The organism is Acidovorax delafieldii 2AN (genome assembly GCF_000175235.1).
In the GTDB taxonomy this organism is placed as follows: Bacteria; Pseudomonadota; Gammaproteobacteria; order Burkholderiales; family Burkholderiaceae_C; genus Acidovorax; species Acidovorax delafieldii_B.
In genome coordinates this window covers 1-14751 of record NZ_ACQT01000086.1, presented here as the reverse complement: position 1 = coordinate 14751, position 14751 = coordinate 1, and the positions used below count along the sequence as shown (strand labels likewise).

Here is a 14751-nt window from a genome sequence, read left to right as displayed (position 1 = left end):
CACCAGCTGCACAGACTCGGTCGCTCTCCAACTTCGGTTCGGGGCAAGCCACACGATCTGGTTGGACCTGGACCGCCACAGTTGGGCGTGGGACTTCGGCGCCTACCGTGGTCGCACTGGGGCGCCTTCGCACTTCGAGCCGATCTACTGCCCTCTGCCGGCGGTCGTTTCCGAAAAGCTCCGCGCCATGAAGTCCACAGTTACCGGATCCGCAGAAACTCTGGGCGAACTCCTTGTCGCACATCAGCGCACGACTGAGTTCGATTTGGAAAGCTTTCGCAGGTTCTTGCGTGGATGCGGCGATACGGCACACCCGGCGCATCGAGCACGCTTCGCTCGATCACTGACACACGTCGTTCTCCAGCTGTCGGGCTCGGACATGACCTCCGCCTTGATGACTGGTCGCGTCGCAGCCACAGCGCCGGCCGCGCTGTTCTACTTCGGCCCCGAGTGCGAAGTCCTCAGGGCGCGAATGAACCAAGTCTACGAGTGGCTCGGCCTGGGCCCCGCAGCGGAACAGGGCCTGCAGTCTGCACGTCAAGGCTGCACGAAAGTACTCAGCGATGAAGAATGCACTGGCGGATGGAACTGTCTGGTGGCCGCCATCCATATGGCTCGAACGGCAGCTCTTGCAGCGGCAGATGGCGCGGCCTGGACTCACCTGAATCAATGGCTGAGCTTGCTGTGCTTCGCCTTTGTCGTTCAGACTGGGCATCGTGGAACCCGCTTGGAGAGGCTGACCTTCGGCGCGCTTTTCTCTTCCAATCAGGTAATTTCGATCCACGACAAAGACGACACACTTGGACAGCGTGCTCAGCCACGCCTTATACCGGTGACCAAGGCTGTCCATGCCTTGCTGGCAAGTGCACTGGAATGTCATGCGGTAGCCGAAACCGCAGGGACAAGAGCTTCAACCAAGGCTAACGACTCCCTATTTGTGCAATGGACAGCAGATGGTATGGCCACGCCCGCGCGAACTGCCCAGATCACGGCACATGCGCACCACTTTTTCAACAGCGAAGTCAATTTCGGACGGAGCCAATGGGTTACCAGCCTGGATCGCGACGGCGCGGATCGCTGGCTCATCCGTTCGCTGACAGGTCATGCGCGGGACGTGAGCCGTACCGTAGGCGCGTACGTAGACGTGCCACCTCTGGTCGCGGCAGACCGACTACGTGAGGCCATGGAGACCACAGGTCTCAAGGTGTTCGGCCCCGCCACCGTTAAACACTCTCGACACACATGGACACCATGCTGGTTGGAGCCGGCCAGTTTCGATGTGCGCTCCGCGCGGCCCGGGGAAAAGGTTCCGGATCCCCGCACTGTATTGCAGCCGCTCACCGACGGCTGCCTGATGGGCTGGGCCATAGCCGAAAAAGTGCGGTCAGCGTTAGCACAGGGAACAGTCCAGGCCGCCCCCCCGGCACTTGCGCTGCTGCACCTGATTTTTGTCGATTTGATTAGCGACCCAGAGCTCGTGATCGAAACAGTGGATTCGTCCGACAGTGCCAAGAATGTGTATCGCGTGGGAAACCGCTGGGGTCTGATGTGGCGGCGCCCCCACTTTCTGGAGCCAACCTGGCTACCCATTCAGCCCTCCACTTGGCACCTATTACTAAAGGCCGACGTCGATCGAACGACTCGGCAAGATGTAATGTGTGCCGCAACGGTCGCCGTTGCTCAAGTACTGCCCTTCGTCCGGTGGCCGAGGTCCGTTGAAGGTCGCTTTGCCTTCATCCTCGATTCAGCTCAGAACTACGCCCGGCTTCAACTGCCCCCATCACTTGTAGCTGTCAGCTCAATCAACGTCCCCGCTCCCGCGCTTTCCCTGCATTCGCTCAAAAGGCTCGCGGGGCAGGAAGTCGACGATCTCGCTTCAAGCGGACACCCCACAGGCTGGTATCGCCAGAGCCGCCAGAACTCAATGGACGAGGGCTTGGAGGCCATATCGAAGGCCCTGAATAAGTACTCAAATCAAACGCTGCGACTGGGTGAACGCCGACTCCGCGCGATTGAGTGCCGCCGCGAAATCTCCGCAGCCGCAGCCCGCTGGACGCCATTTTCAGGCTGGCTCCGTGACTGGATCTGCGAAGAGCTTGTGCGAACCCGAGACGACGTCCACGGTCGCTACCAGATCTCGTCCCTGGCAACCTACTACTCTACCCTCAGTCTTGCTCGGCGCAGGGTGCATCTTCTGGGAGAACCCGAAGACTGGACTCGAGACGAATGGATCTGTTTTCTTGAGTGGACCCACCAACTGGCAAGTCCATCATCGATTCAGGAGACGCATGGGCTGTGTGAGCGCGTTCGCCACGCCGCCCTGGCGCTGGTTCAGAGTCTTCGCCGCCGTCAGATTCAGGTGCCAATGGAAGTGCTGGAGCTCCTTCATGAGCACGCTGATCCGCTCCCCGGAGGCTCCAGTTCTAGCGTGCTGGTGCGTCGTTCGGACGTGACACGGGCAGTACAAATAGCTCAGTCTTGGGTATCAGAATCCCCAGTGGACAACCTCTTGATTCAAATCAGGGCGGCACTTAGTCAAGAGCTTCCTTCCCGCGCAGGAGACCTCTCCAGTTTGGCGTGGAATTGCCTGACCCCGGGTGGTGGCATCGTCATCAGCAGGCAAGGTTACAACCAGCACAAAACCGAGAACGCAATCCGCGTCGTCCGCCTCGGCTCTGCTTGTGCAGCCCAGCTTCACGCACTACGCGCGAACCTGGCAAGTTACGTAGGGGCGCCCGACCTTTTGCTGCGCCTAGACGGCTCGGATGAAGCAGGTCTTCGCGACTCGCAGCTGCTGGAAATCTGGTCGGCCGCGCTCAAGGTGGCGACCGGCGATGCCAAGGCTCGGCCGCACAGTGTCCGCGCTGCCGCTGTACAGGAGATCGCCTGGCCTGGATGGGAAACGGCAGCGGCGCAGTGGCTGTCGACAGGCACCTCCGATCTTCAACGTTTTGGACGTTGGATCGACTCGCTGCAGGCCGACTGGACGCGCACGGCAAACGCAGTGGCGGCGGCGGGCCACGGGGATCTTCGGTCAGCCTTCGGCAACTACCTGTCCGCTTGGTCTCTCATTCGCGCCCTGACTGTTGAATCACTGCTGCGTCACTTGCCGATCGGCCCCGGTTTCGTGCGTCAGGTTAGTCTAAACGCAGCTGCGGTGAGGAAAGCGCGGTCCCGCAATCGCAATGCATTTTCTGGAGCAGTGGCACATCAGCCGTTCGACGAGTGGTCATGGTTGCGGCAAGGCTTGGTGCGCCGCATGGTGAAGCATCCGCAAAAACCAACCAGAACAGTAGCGCCAACGACACTGCAGCACTCCCAATCACGGCGTGTGTCGCGCCTCGATTCCGTGCGATATCTGATCGTGCGAACGCTCGGACTGACCAAACATCGCGCCATCGAGAGCACGGGAATCCCTGTTTCGGCGGCGCTTGAACTGGAGGACGTCGTGCCCGATGACGATACGAAGGCCGAACTCGCCCGGCGTGTCCGGAACTCCGCGCGGCAGCGAGGGGTCGACGCAAACATCAATGTTGCTCGATCGGGCGATGGACTTCAGATCGTCGAGTGGGTCCTCGGTCTGGATCGAGACACCCTCGAGTTTTTTCGACTGTGCGTGTTGCGGGAGAGCGCAGCACCGACAAAGTTCTACCAATACCCCATTTGGCAGCCCATCCTGGAGTCGATGCCACTGAGCTTTTCACTTCTGCTCAGAAGGGGAAAGGCGCACCTGACTACTGAGGAATTTCGCTTCCTCCGCAGTTTCGATGATCAGTTAAAGCTGAAGGTCGATGAAAGCATTGGTGAACGCCCGGTTGTCTCTTTGGCTCCCCGAGCAAAAGAAAACCAGGTCCTCACCGCGAGGTTTACGGCGGTGCTGAGGGTCGCTCTATTTGTCATCTCCAACCTGAAAGAAGAAGAGTAGCTATGCGAACTGAAATCTGTCCTACCCACGGCGACTTCTGCACGTCGTTTGAAACCCAGATTCATATAACAAATTCAGATGTCGAGGTACTAGAGCAAAATTGCCTTGGACAGGGAAAACTTGCTCTCAAGGATGGCGCCACCCGTCTGCTTCCAATTGTGCACCTTATCCGGCTCCTCAAGGACGCAGAGAGCAAACTCCAAGGGGTGCATGCGCACCCGCGCGACCTGACCTTTGTCGGCGTGCGCACTGAAGATGCCCAGGGACTGACTTTGTTCGTGGCGCGCAAGGCGACTCGCCAGCGGCGTCTGGACGAAGACCTTGCAGAAGAAACTCATGCTGAGCGTGAATGCGCCAAGGGCCTGGTGTGTCGGATATCCCCATTGATCGATCGCCTCCACGAGAGGCAGCTGTCGACCGAACAACTGTGCACTGCGCTTTCTGCAGAGGCTGATCCGGCTCGTGCCCGGGCCGCGTTTGTTTCTTTGGCAAGCAGCTCAGACCCGATCACCGATGGGGCCAAGATCATCCACGAGGGAACGAACGACCAGCCCAAACGATCCGTTCAAGTTCAGGGTGCTGAAATTCATCGAGTGGTTGGGCGGGTGGTAAGTGTCGATCAGGGCACGCGATCATGCCGCGTACGGCTTGCGTCACTGCCCGAGCCCTCTTCAATCTTCACGGAGAAAGACATCGGCGTCAGGGTGTTTGACGTGGCGCTTGTCGAAGACGTGGGCTGGTTACTCGCATCCCTGGCAGCTTCGCTCAGTGAATCTCTCGAGATGAAATTGACCATCAACGCGAAATTCGACATCCGGGGCGGGGTCAACTTCTCGGCAACTCTGGTCGGTTTTCCGGACGCGAAGAAAGCGAGCAAGAGGCTCGAGGCGGCGCTCGCGGAAAGCATGGCTAGTCTATTTTAGTGACAGCATCCTGGATCAACTCGCCACCACAAGCGGACTACCCAAGGCGATCCGCACGCTCAAGGAGCAATGCGTGCACCGTCATCGCTTCGAATCACTGCAGCATGCCAGCCGCCTGATCGGCGACTGGATCCACTTCTACAACCACCGACGCCCGCATCAGGAGCTGAACATGAGAACTCCCGCTGAGGCCTGAGCCTGTCAGAAATTTTGTGTGTGAGGCATAGCATGTCAGGTGTCTACGAGACCGGCAGCAGCCCAGTCGAGCAAACCCTGGCATCGGCGGCGTCAGCCACCTATGGCCGGGGCGGTTCATGGAGAAAAAATGACAACGCAAACGATGGATACGGTCTACTTGGATGGCTCCGAGTATTGGACCTATGCAGAGCCGCTCTATAGCCTTCCTGGGCTCCCGAAATTCATGGCAGGCTCAACAGCAAACCAAAGAGGTTATGACGCAACTTGGTCGATAGTTGCCGACAAGCTGTTTCTGGTCGCGCTGGCTGGAACGACGTATAACTCAAGCGAACGAGGCTTGGCGATGGTCTTCCCAGGGTGCTCCGCTCCGGTTTTTGCGGACTGGTTCTGCGGAACCATGGCTATCCAGAATGGCCGTATCGTACAGTCGCCCGATTTCATCCACTTGTTTGAGAATCAGGTCACGCTCACATTCAGCAGTGGCCGCGTCGTTTCCCAAGAGGTTTTGCGACGAAAGTATGCACCAGAAGCACTGCTGGACCCTATCCTTTTCAGGCCAATCTCGGAGATTTATGAGCTCACTGACCCGGTTATTGCCTTGCTTGTCGCGGCCGGTGTCCATCGATTGGGTGACCTGGTGCAGATGTCGCCCACTGCTCTCATGCGAATCCGTGGTTTCGACGTCTTAGCGATGGAGCGCATTGAGGAAGGATTGACCATTTTCGGCCTCAAGGTAGGTATGGCACTGCCTGGTTGGTCAGCAGGCGTGAAGCTATACGGGGCAGCCGATGCTTGAACTGAACTGGACTGCAACCCAAGGACGCATGGACTGGGCGTCCGAACCAAGGGCGTCTCAGCGCACAGCCTGTACAAGTGGGTCAAGGCGGTGTCGTCGGACGGGTCCGAGCAGCAGTCCAAGGGATGCATCGCCTCCGCCTGCTTTGGCGCCTCAGAACGTAAAGCCCTTCTTTGGTCAACACCTGATGGAGAACCCGTAGACTGTACTATTTGCAGCTTGCAAGGCACTGCAAGACCGTATCGCCTATCTCCAAAGGCACCACGCTTACTCTGACTGGCTCCTGGTGCGCGGCTCGGCGTCGCCCATAGCTTCACGCCTGCGCTCCCATTCCAGCCCCAGCGCTCCAGCATTGACGAAAACCGCAAAAAGGATCAGCCCAACCAGGATGGGATCGGCGAGAACTTGGTGCACGACTTCAGGCATGCTGATCTTATAGGGCGAACCCACCACCAGGTCAAGAAATCCCCGTGACCAGTCAGCGAATTGGCAGGCCTGGCCAGTGGGCCCAGGCGCCGTCCGCAGTGCCGCCACAATCCCACTTGTACCGGTCAGTGGGCGACTGTCACGCCGCCCGGCGCTCGAACTCCCTCAGCTTCGCCTCAAACGGCTCCAGGGCATCCTTTTGCGCCTCCTGCTGTGCCAGCCCCAACCACTCCCGGATCTGCTGTGGCTCCAGCTGCCCCTTGTTGACGAGCTCGTTGACCATCCGAAGATAGAGGACCTTGTTCGCGGTGAGCAGTCCCTGCGCACGCTCGTACTGGGTCAGCAGACCTGCTTCAATTTCTGCATTGGTACTGGCTACATCCGTGTTGATGTTCTCCCCGGCCTCCGTGCTGACGTCCACATGGCTGATGCGTTTGCCAAACGCAGCATGTCGGATAAAGGCCGCCATTTGCTGTGTGGCCAGCTTGAGATCGCTCTCGCTGCCTGAGCTCAGGAACTCCTTGCCAAACACCATTTCCTCGGCAGCGCGGCCCGCGAGCGCAACACACACGGCATCGAGCAGATTGCCGCGGGTTTTGACTTTGAGTGCATTGAAGCTGTTGTAGCCCCCGGAGAATGTTGCCATGTTGATGCGGATCTCCAGCGGTGCCTGCTGGAACAGCAAGGCGTAGATCAGGCCATGTCCCGCTTCGTGCACCGCCAGAATCGCCCGCATGTCGGGATCGGTCCGCTGGCGCAGCTTGCTGATCTCAAACGCCACGGGCACGGTATGCATCCTGTCGCCCCAGCGCGTGACCAGAAGCCCTGCATCCCTGTTCACATCAATGCTCAGCACCTGTCCGGGCGCGGCGCCCTGCTCCAGCGCCCAGAGTGTGAAGTCCACCAGCGGCGCACTCATCAGACCGTGCACGGATGAGAACACCGGGCGGGTTCCTTGCGTCGGAAACACCGCATTGACGTAGATCTGTTCCCTGACGGCATCGGACACTTCAAAGCGCAGCCCGCTGGACGCTTCGATTTCCTCAAGGTATCCGCGCACGGCGACCTCGATCAGCTTTTGGTAGGTCGCGCGGTTCAGGCTGGGGTAGACCACATGGTTGTTGCCCAGCCGGGCAATTTGCTCGGGCTTGAAGCGCTCACTCAGCGCCCGCTTCACATCAATAAGCGAGAGCTTGCGCGTCATGGCATGGAACACATCCGCATCCGTGTCGCAGTCCTCCACGCGACTGGCTGCGTCCACATACATCTCATCGAGATTGCCACAGACAAAGATCAGCAGTTTCGAGTAGTCCGACTCCCATGCATGGGGGTCCTGCATGAAGGCCACCAGACGACCATGCAGGTCCTGCGGAGACCAGGTCATGATTTCCATGATGGACTCCCGGAGCTTTAACGTCGTTTTGAATTCTTGGGCCTGGTAAGGTGACAGTGCGAATTTCGATTGGTCATTGTGCGGTTGCCGGGCAAACAACCGCTCCACGACCACATCGTCCTCGTCGGCATCCGACTTCGCGCCCAGCCGTTTGTATTCTTCACGATACGCCGCCTCAGCCAACCTGCGCTCCATGTCGCCCAGGAAGCTGATATTGGGCGGCAGCTTGCCGTCGGAGAGCAATCCCCAGACGTCCATGTAGTGCTCGACCTTGCGCTCGCGTCCATCGAGATCCACGGTTCTGAACCGCTGGAACTCATCAAGCACGAGAATGCCGGGCATCCCCTCGGTTATCGCGGAGTCCGACAACATCGAACCGACCGACATCCCCCCACCGTTGGAATAGCCGTCCATCTGAACCTCGATCAGGCGGTCATAGAACCCGAGTTTTTTGGACAGGCTGCGAATGAGCTGGGTCTTGCCTGTGCCGGTGAGCCCCCACAGGTTCACGATGACCGGTCGGTTGATGATCTCGGGCAAGACGTACCACGCCCTGACCGTGTCCATCACACGATCGATGACGTCGTCGATACCCAAAAGCTCGGTCTTGAGCTCTGCGGCGATGTCTCGCAACTGAGCGCTGCGTTCGCTGATGTGCGAGTGCAAGGGAATGTTGTTGGTTTGCATAGGTATCAAAATTTCTGTGATTTGCAGCGGCCACGTCTTACGTGACCGCTGTGAATGGAAGACAGCGATCAGCGCCAGAAGCGCAGCAGCTTCAGGAAGGCATCCAGATCGGCTTTAGCAGTCTTGGCCAGTTCGCGCAGGAGCGCGGTGCGCTCCTCGGGCCTGACCAACAGGAGCAGGTGCAGGAGCAATGTGAGGAGCACCGCTATCGCAGCTCCCGCCACGAAGCGCCAGGCATCCATCGGATCCCAATCTCTTCGGAAGATGAGGTACGCGTTGACGGCGTTCAGCGTCAGGAGCGTCAGGTGGGTGACCCATTGCATCGACGATTCCTTTCGTGGTCATGCCTGTGGGTCAGCTCATCCATAGTGTCTCGCGGTACACCGCCCTCTGCATCTCGACCGCCCGCCGGACTTCCAGTCCCTCGTACGAGCCAGAACCCAAGAGACAGGCGAGATAGCGTCCGATCTGCGGGTCGACATCACACAACGCCTGCAAGGGTTTGCTCAGCACCTCTGCCCTGACCCGGCGGATTCGCTGGTACATGTCTGGCGTCGATCGGTAGTGACATCCCAGCATGAGCTCACGCAGACAGAGGTAGCAGCCACAGGGGTTGACCAACAGGGCGACGGCAACAGGCTCCCAGCTGGATTTGAGGACCAAGGTTCTGCACCGGCGGGCACGCTCCATGGCGGCCAGACACTGCGACAACGCCGTTGGATCTCCTTCGCCCGTTTCACGCGGCACAGAACGCAGGGGCATGAGATAGGCGCTCACCAGTTCATCGGTGGCAAAGGCCGCAGCAATGAAGGGCAACAGCGCCTGGTTAGAAAGCCCCGGCAATTGCCCCAGCAACCGGGCGCGCTCTTCAGCGCGGACCTGCAGGGCGTGCGAACTCCTGGGGTCTCCAAACATGTCCTGGGCCCCTTGTCGGGCTCGGTGATTACGCACGGGAGGCTCCTTTCTTGGAGGTTGCCGTGCGGGTGGCTGCTCGCTTGCTGGCGTCTCCCTTCCTTCCGCGTGGCGTGAGAATGAATTCCTCCTGCGTCAAGAGTTCGCCGATCTCAGCCGCATCAGCGTCGCCCAAGATCTGGGCCACGCACAAGGGCATCGCGACGAAGTGAACTGCGGCGGGCAGTCGCTCAATGAGCTCCAGCACCTGGGCATGCAGTTCACGGTAGATCTCATCCCAGCGCTCTGCGGAGACCGCTTTGCGAAAGCTTGCTGGCAACGCCAAGATGCAAACGCCCTGGTGCTCCTGCACGAGGTGGGTTGGGGCTAGGCTGGCTGCTGCGGGTTTGGTTTTGTGACTCATGGATGTTTGGGTATTTGTTGTCGAAGGTTCGGGGCACGCAGTCAGAGGACGGCCATGCAGCCAATAGCTGCGGTGATACGTGCGACCTGCTGGCGGTCGAGCTCCTCGTCGTTCGTGACATCGAGCACTGCGCCCAGGGTGCGGCCGATGTCGGCATCGCGGGAGCGCAAGCAACGCAGGGCCGCTTCGAGGATCACGAGGCGGCGCGCGGCGATCTCTTTGCGCGCATCTCTGCTCAGACTGGACACAGGGTTCCGGTCAGGACGGTCCCGCAGGAATCCGGCCAGTCCGCAAGGGGCGATCAGGGCAGCGGTGGCCGCCACTTCGCGCTCCCAGGCGCGCAGGGCCGGATGCCGCCAGGCCTGCTCGGCTGCCTGAAGGCTCCAGTCAAGCAGGGAATGCCCGGCAGGTTGGCTGCACCCGAACGCCCATGCGCCGTTGATCTGCGTGGCGTAGGCCGACACCAGCGCCTGATCGAACACGTCAGCGATGAAGTTGCGCAGGTTCTTGTTGGCGAAGTCGGGAAGGCGATCGAGCAGGCTCTCGACATCGCAGATCTGCGCGACGCGGGAGGACAACGGTAGGCTCTGAGGAGCCCGGAGTGCTGGTGGTGCAGGTGGTACGTAACAGCTCTCAGAATAGGAGGCTCGGGGATGTCGGCGCACAGAGAGTGGGTTCATGGTTTCTCGGCGATGAATGACTGAAGGTGAATGGCAGGTGGGCGACGTCACCCCGGGGGGGTGCGTCGGGCAAGGCTCCGCCCAGACCGCTGCCTGGTGTCAGCGGGGTTCGGAGGCGTCGACAGTGGCTCAGTGCGGACTCAGGCGTGCAGCGGGTTAAGCTTCGTGGCATGTGCGCGCATCGCGCCCCAGGGTGGGGGCTGTGGGTCTTCGCCCGCGTGGCCTTCGGACAAGGTGATGTCCTGCGGTGTGCGTGACCAGCTTGCTCGGGTTCGACTGGTACCCGCGTGCGCTAGGCCTCGGGGCTTGGGCACGGGCATGGGCGCCCGTTCGTTGCCCCCTGCTTCGGCGAACAGGTTGCTGTCGCCCACTTGCTGCAGGTGGGCGCCCTCCATGCGCAGCACCTGGCCGGTGGCAAGCCGACTGGCCAGCAGCCGCTCCATGGCCGAGCCGTCCTGGCGCGTGAGGTTGGGTACGTAGCGGCTGTAGACCCTGAACAGCATCTCGGTGGAGGTGTGACCGAGTTGGCGCGCGATCCACTCGGGTGCTTCACCGGAAGCCAGCCACAGGGTCGCAGCGGTGTGGCGCATCTGGTAGGGGCGCCGCTCGGTCAATCCCAGGTGGCGCAGCAGCGGGTACCAAACCCGGTCCGAGAAGTTCTTGTTATCAAGCGGCTGACCGGCCATGTTGCAGAACACGTAGTCCGAGAGCTTGCCTGTCGCCTCACGCTGTCGCAGCAATGCGTCGAAGACGGGCTGGCTCATCTGAATATCACGCTGGCTTCCGTCGGTCTTGGTGTACTCGTCCTCACCCAGCACGAAGGTCTCGCGCACCAGGATCAGTCGGCGCTCGAAGTCAACGTAGCGCCACTTGAGGCCGTGGACCTCTCCCGTACGCATTCCGGTGAAGAAGCGCGTGGTGAAGTAGTCACGGTAGTCGGCTCGGACGGTTGTCAGGATGGACTGCACGTCCGCCAGGCTGAACGGATCCACATCGGTCTTGCGCACACGCAGGCGCTTCACGCCCGTCATGGGTGACGTAAACTCGAATCGGTCGGCCGCTTCGTCCATGATCTGGCCTAGCGTTCCAATGATTTCGTTGATACGTTTGGGTGAGAGCCCTTCCTTGTCTCCGCGACCTTTTACTTTGGCGAGTGTGGCGCGGAATGTGAGGATGTCAGACTTGGTGATTTGGCTGACCGCCTTTTCTTTGAAATGCGGGATCAGTCGTCCGTTCAGGGTCGACATCAGCGAGCGCAGGTGGCTGCGGCGCCATTCGATCTTGTGTTCTTCGACCCATTGGAGGGCGAAGGTGGAGAACGGTGGAGTGGGGCTTGCAGGCTCAGCTTCAACCTTGAGCGGACCGGCAGTGTGCTGAGCTTCTACGCCTACAGGCGCCACTGCGATCTGAACAGCTTGCCCTGCGGCTTTCTCCAGGCGGGCTAGTGCCTTGCTGTTGGGGAAGTAATTCGCATAGACGAAGGTGCCCGCGGCGATTTCTGCTTCGATCTTGGCCAGGACCTTTTCAAGCTTCTTGCGGTTTGCTGGTGTGTCGCTGAGGAGCGTCTGTTCGCGGCACCGATCCCCTTGGAATCGAAAGTCAAAAAACAGCAATCCGTTATCAGCACGGCTTCGAATGCTAGGCATGCAGCACCCCTCCATTTGCCATCGGGATAGCACTCAAACCTGTGGGCCGATCACGTGAGCCGGACATCATGTCGCGCTGGACGCTCTCCCAGATGTACAAAATCTTTCGCCCGCCAAACGGACGGAAGTAGTGGATGCCCTCTATCAGTACGCTGTCCTTGAGCCGCTCTCGGATTGTGCGTGCGTCGTACTTGATCCGCGTCGACAACTCGTCGGTGGTCAAGTAGGTTGGCTCTTCAGTGTTCATTTCTTTGCTCCAAGTCTTTCCGGTTGCTAAACTAGAAGGCCAAAAAGACTCCCAAATGGACTTTTTGATCTCCTGGAGAGCATTATGTATCCAGAAATCCCCCCTTGCAAGCATTTTTGATCTACAGAAGATCAAAAACATCTTTTAAAGACCATGATTCGCTGCCACCTAGGCCGCTTGATGGGCGAAAGAAAGCTGAAAATCAGCGATGTCGCCCGCGATACCGGCATAAATCGCGGAACGCTGACGCGGCTATATCAAGAGACAGTCGAGCGGATCGAAGTAGACGCAATCGACCGTTTGTGCCGCTATCTCGGAGTCACGGTAGCCGACCTCCTTGAATATCAGCCTGAAGAGTAGGCGCTACCAGCACTTTGCCTCATCGCTCGATGGCGCCAGAATCCGTCATCCCCAGGTGACTGGGAATGGATGACATTGCCGTTTCTCCAACACGTGGTGCTGGCGGAGGGTTGCTGGGGCGCCTCTCAAAGTTTGAGATCGCCTTATTCACGCCGTTTCAGCCAAGCGCCCCAATCTTCACCCCACGCATAGCGCACCACCCCGACAGCAACGCCTCGGCCTGTTTGCAGCACCGTTTGCACGATTCAACCCTCCATGAGAAGAAGTCGGCGATTCAGTCATGCACTGATGTTTTATACAGCATCCACGATTGGCCATGCCCCCCGCCCGCAATCAATCCGCCTTGATTGCCCCCACGCCCTGCCCCCTGCTCCTGGCCGGCTGCAGCGTGCGCGCAGGCTTTCCGAGCCCTGCCGAGGATTTCGCGGCCCAGCGCATTGACCTGACGGCGGAGCTGGTGCGCCACCCCCAGGCCACCTTCCTCCTGCGCGTGGCCGGTGACTCCATGCGGGATGCTGGCATCGACGATGGCGACCTGCTCGTGGTCGATCGGGCCCTCAAGCCCCGCCATGGCTGTGTGGTCGTAGCGGTGGTGGATGGCGAGTTCACCGTCAAGCGCCTGCACCAGCAGTTCGGCCGCATCCGGCTGCGTGCCGCCAATCCCACCTTCCCGGACATTCTTCCCAAGGAGGGCCAGACCATCGAGATCTGGGGGGTGGTGACGGCCAGCATCAAGCGGTTTCAGGTGTGAGCCATGTTTGCCCTGGTGGACGGCAACAAAATTTACATGTCGTGCGAGCGGGTGTTCCGCCCCTCGCTGAACGGCAGGCCGGTGATCGTGCTGTCCAACAACGATGGCTGCGCGATTGCCCGCAGCAACGAAGCCAAGGACCTCGGGATCAAGATGGGGGCGCCGTGGTTTCAGATCCGCCATCTGGAAGTGACGGCCGACCTGGTGGCGCTGTCGGCCAATTTCCCGCTGTATGGGGACATGAGTGACCGAATGATGTCGCTGGCGGCGGCGCTGGGGCCCACGCAGGAGATTTACTCTATTGATGAGTGTTTCATCGGGCTGCAGGGGGTGCGCGACGTAACGCTCCGAGCCTGGGCCATCCGCTCGCGCATCCTGCAGTGGATTGGCATTCCCTGCGGCATCGGCATTGCGCCGACCAAAACCCTCGCCAAACTGGCCAACCACATCGCGAAGACGGCCGAACGCAAGCCGGGAAGCTACCCCGCCGAGCTGGCCCAGGTGTGCAATCTGGCGGAGCTGTCCAGCAGCCAGTTGCAATCTCTCTTGGAGCGCGCGCCGGTGACCGATGTGTGGGGCATCGGTCCGCGTCTCGGGGCGCAGCTGATCGAGCTGGGCATCGGCAATGTGCAGGCCCTGCGGGGCCTGGACCCGGCCACGGCCCGCAGGCGCTGGAGCATCACGTTGGAGCGCACCGTGCGAGAACTCCAGGGGTACAGCTGTATCGAGATGGAGCATGGCCCTGTGCCCAAACAGATGATCGCCTGCACCCGGTCCTTCGGGCAGGTGTCCCAATCCCCCTTTTCCAGCGGCACCACCGTGCGCTTGTCCTGCTTGTCGGGCGCGCGTTTGGGGTCAGGCCGGTGCATCAGTTTCAGCACCGGCACGTCGTCACAGTTCTGCGTGATCATGGTGTAACTGGGCAGCACCTCGCCCGTGGCCGGGTCGGCCCACTCGCTCCACAGGCCCGCCAGGCCCCAGGGCTCGCAATCTGCGCGCTCAAACTGCCAGGGGATGTGTTTGCCGGTTCCCCAGTAGGGCTCCACGTACAGCTGCGCCGGAATGATGCAGCGCTGCCCCCTGCGCCAGGGGCCGCCGTAGGTCCATGACTTGGCCATGCCTTCGCGCCGGGCGTTGAAGGTGCTCAGGCGCTTGCCGTCCTTGCCGGTGGGGATGTGCGTCTTGGAGTGCGGCGGGATCATGCCCCACTGCCCCACCACCGGCTCGCGCCCTGCCCCGCCCTTGGCCCGCAGGAACGGCCCACGGTACAGCGGGCTCATCTTGTCGCGCCACTCTTCCTCGGGCACGTCACCGAAGTGCAGCACCAGCTGCTCGCGGCCCGGGACCTCGTAGTAGGTACACATAGCAACATTCTGGCAGCAGGGAGCTATACTGTAAATATGT

14 protein-coding genes and 2 pseudogenes are annotated in these 14751 nt (G+C 60.3%); 7 read left to right on the top strand and 9 right to left on the bottom strand.

The features are described 5' to 3' along the window. The first annotated feature begins 187 nt into the window (after positions 1-187). From ACDELDRAFT_RS12235 to ACDELDRAFT_RS12220, 4 genes are all read left to right on the top strand, one after another. The gene (locus ACDELDRAFT_RS12235) at positions 188-3925 is read left to right on the top strand and encodes a hypothetical protein (RefSeq protein WP_005797114.1); all 3738 of its coding nucleotides are present in this window, start codon (positions 188-190) and stop codon (positions 3923-3925) included. Positions 3926-3927: 2 nt separating this feature from the next. Next, positions 3928-4848: a hypothetical protein gene (locus tag ACDELDRAFT_RS25070; RefSeq protein WP_005797112.1), complete on the top strand. Its 921-nt coding sequence runs from the start codon at positions 3928-3930 to the stop codon at positions 4846-4848. Between the two features lie 7 nt (positions 4849-4855). Further along, on the top strand, positions 4856-5044 hold the full coding sequence (locus tag ACDELDRAFT_RS24115) for an integrase core domain-containing protein (RefSeq protein WP_332375865.1): 189 nt from the start codon (positions 4856-4858) through the stop codon (positions 5042-5044). A 129-nt stretch (positions 5045-5173) separates the two neighbouring features. Then, a complete protein-coding gene (locus ACDELDRAFT_RS12220) occupies positions 5174-5842 on the top strand; it encodes a hypothetical protein (protein WP_005797108.1) in 669 nt (222 codons plus the stop codon). 267 nt (positions 5843-6109) lie between these two features. On the opposite strand, the gene ACDELDRAFT_RS12215 is transcribed toward ACDELDRAFT_RS12220, so the two are convergent. The 8 genes from ACDELDRAFT_RS12215 to ACDELDRAFT_RS12180 all read right to left on the bottom strand — a co-directional run bounded on the left by ACDELDRAFT_RS12215 (position 6110) and on the right by ACDELDRAFT_RS12180 (position 12236). Then, positions 6110-6268, bottom strand: coding sequence for a hypothetical protein (locus ACDELDRAFT_RS12215; protein WP_157764924.1), 159 nt, complete (start codon positions 6266-6268; stop codon positions 6110-6112). A 139-nt stretch (positions 6269-6407) separates the two neighbouring features. Further along, on the bottom strand, positions 6408-8348 hold the full coding sequence (locus ACDELDRAFT_RS12210; protein ID WP_005797106.1) for a peptidase M41: 1941 nt from the start codon (positions 8346-8348) through the stop codon (positions 6408-6410). A 68-nt stretch (positions 8349-8416) separates the two neighbouring features. Then, positions 8417-8671: a hypothetical protein gene (locus ACDELDRAFT_RS12205; RefSeq protein ID WP_005797104.1), complete on the bottom strand. Its 255-nt coding sequence runs from the start codon at positions 8669-8671 to the stop codon at positions 8417-8419. A gap of 31 nt (positions 8672-8702) precedes the next feature. After that, the gene (locus tag ACDELDRAFT_RS12200; RefSeq protein WP_232504761.1) at positions 8703-9299 is read right to left on the bottom strand and encodes a hypothetical protein; all 597 of its coding nucleotides are present in this window, start codon (positions 9297-9299) and stop codon (positions 8703-8705) included. Further along, complete coding sequence (locus tag ACDELDRAFT_RS12195) at positions 9292-9663, bottom strand: hypothetical protein (protein WP_005797100.1); 372 nt, start codon at positions 9661-9663, stop codon at positions 9292-9294. The genes ACDELDRAFT_RS12200 and ACDELDRAFT_RS12195 overlap by 8 nt, the downstream gene beginning before the upstream one ends. 41 nt (positions 9664-9704) lie before the next feature. Next, entirely contained in the window at positions 9705-10241 is a 537-nt protein-coding gene (locus ACDELDRAFT_RS12190; RefSeq protein ID WP_232504760.1) for a hypothetical protein, read from the bottom strand. Positions 10242-10483: 242 nt separating this feature from the next. After that, positions 10484-11989, bottom strand: coding sequence for an Arm DNA-binding domain-containing protein (locus ACDELDRAFT_RS12185; protein WP_005797096.1), 1506 nt, complete (start codon positions 11987-11989; stop codon positions 10484-10486). Next, positions 11982-12236: a hypothetical protein gene (locus tag ACDELDRAFT_RS12180; protein ID WP_005797094.1), complete on the bottom strand. Its 255-nt coding sequence runs from the start codon at positions 12234-12236 to the stop codon at positions 11982-11984. The genes ACDELDRAFT_RS12185 and ACDELDRAFT_RS12180 overlap by 8 nt, the downstream gene beginning before the upstream one ends. Before the next feature lie 153 nt (positions 12237-12389). Between ACDELDRAFT_RS12180 and ACDELDRAFT_RS12175 the strand changes: the two genes are divergently transcribed. The 3 genes and pseudogenes from ACDELDRAFT_RS12175 to ACDELDRAFT_RS12165 all read left to right on the top strand — a co-directional run. Then, on the top strand, positions 12390-12596 hold the full coding sequence (locus ACDELDRAFT_RS12175; protein WP_040329005.1) for a helix-turn-helix domain-containing protein: 207 nt from the start codon (positions 12390-12392) through the stop codon (positions 12594-12596). A gap of 316 nt (positions 12597-12912) precedes the next feature. Further along, on the top strand, positions 12913-13347 hold the full coding sequence (locus ACDELDRAFT_RS12170; protein ID WP_005797090.1) for a LexA family protein: 435 nt from the start codon (positions 12913-12915) through the stop codon (positions 13345-13347). Between the two features lie 3 nt (positions 13348-13350). Beyond that, positions 13351-14133: pseudogene (locus ACDELDRAFT_RS12165) on the top strand (Y-family DNA polymerase); the annotation flags it as partial. A 161-nt stretch (positions 14134-14294) separates the two neighbouring features. Here the strand turns inward: ACDELDRAFT_RS12165 and ACDELDRAFT_RS25705 are convergent. Further along, positions 14295-14627: pseudogene (locus tag ACDELDRAFT_RS25705) on the bottom strand (SOS response-associated peptidase family protein); the annotation flags it as partial. Positions 14628-14751 lie beyond the last annotated feature (124 nt).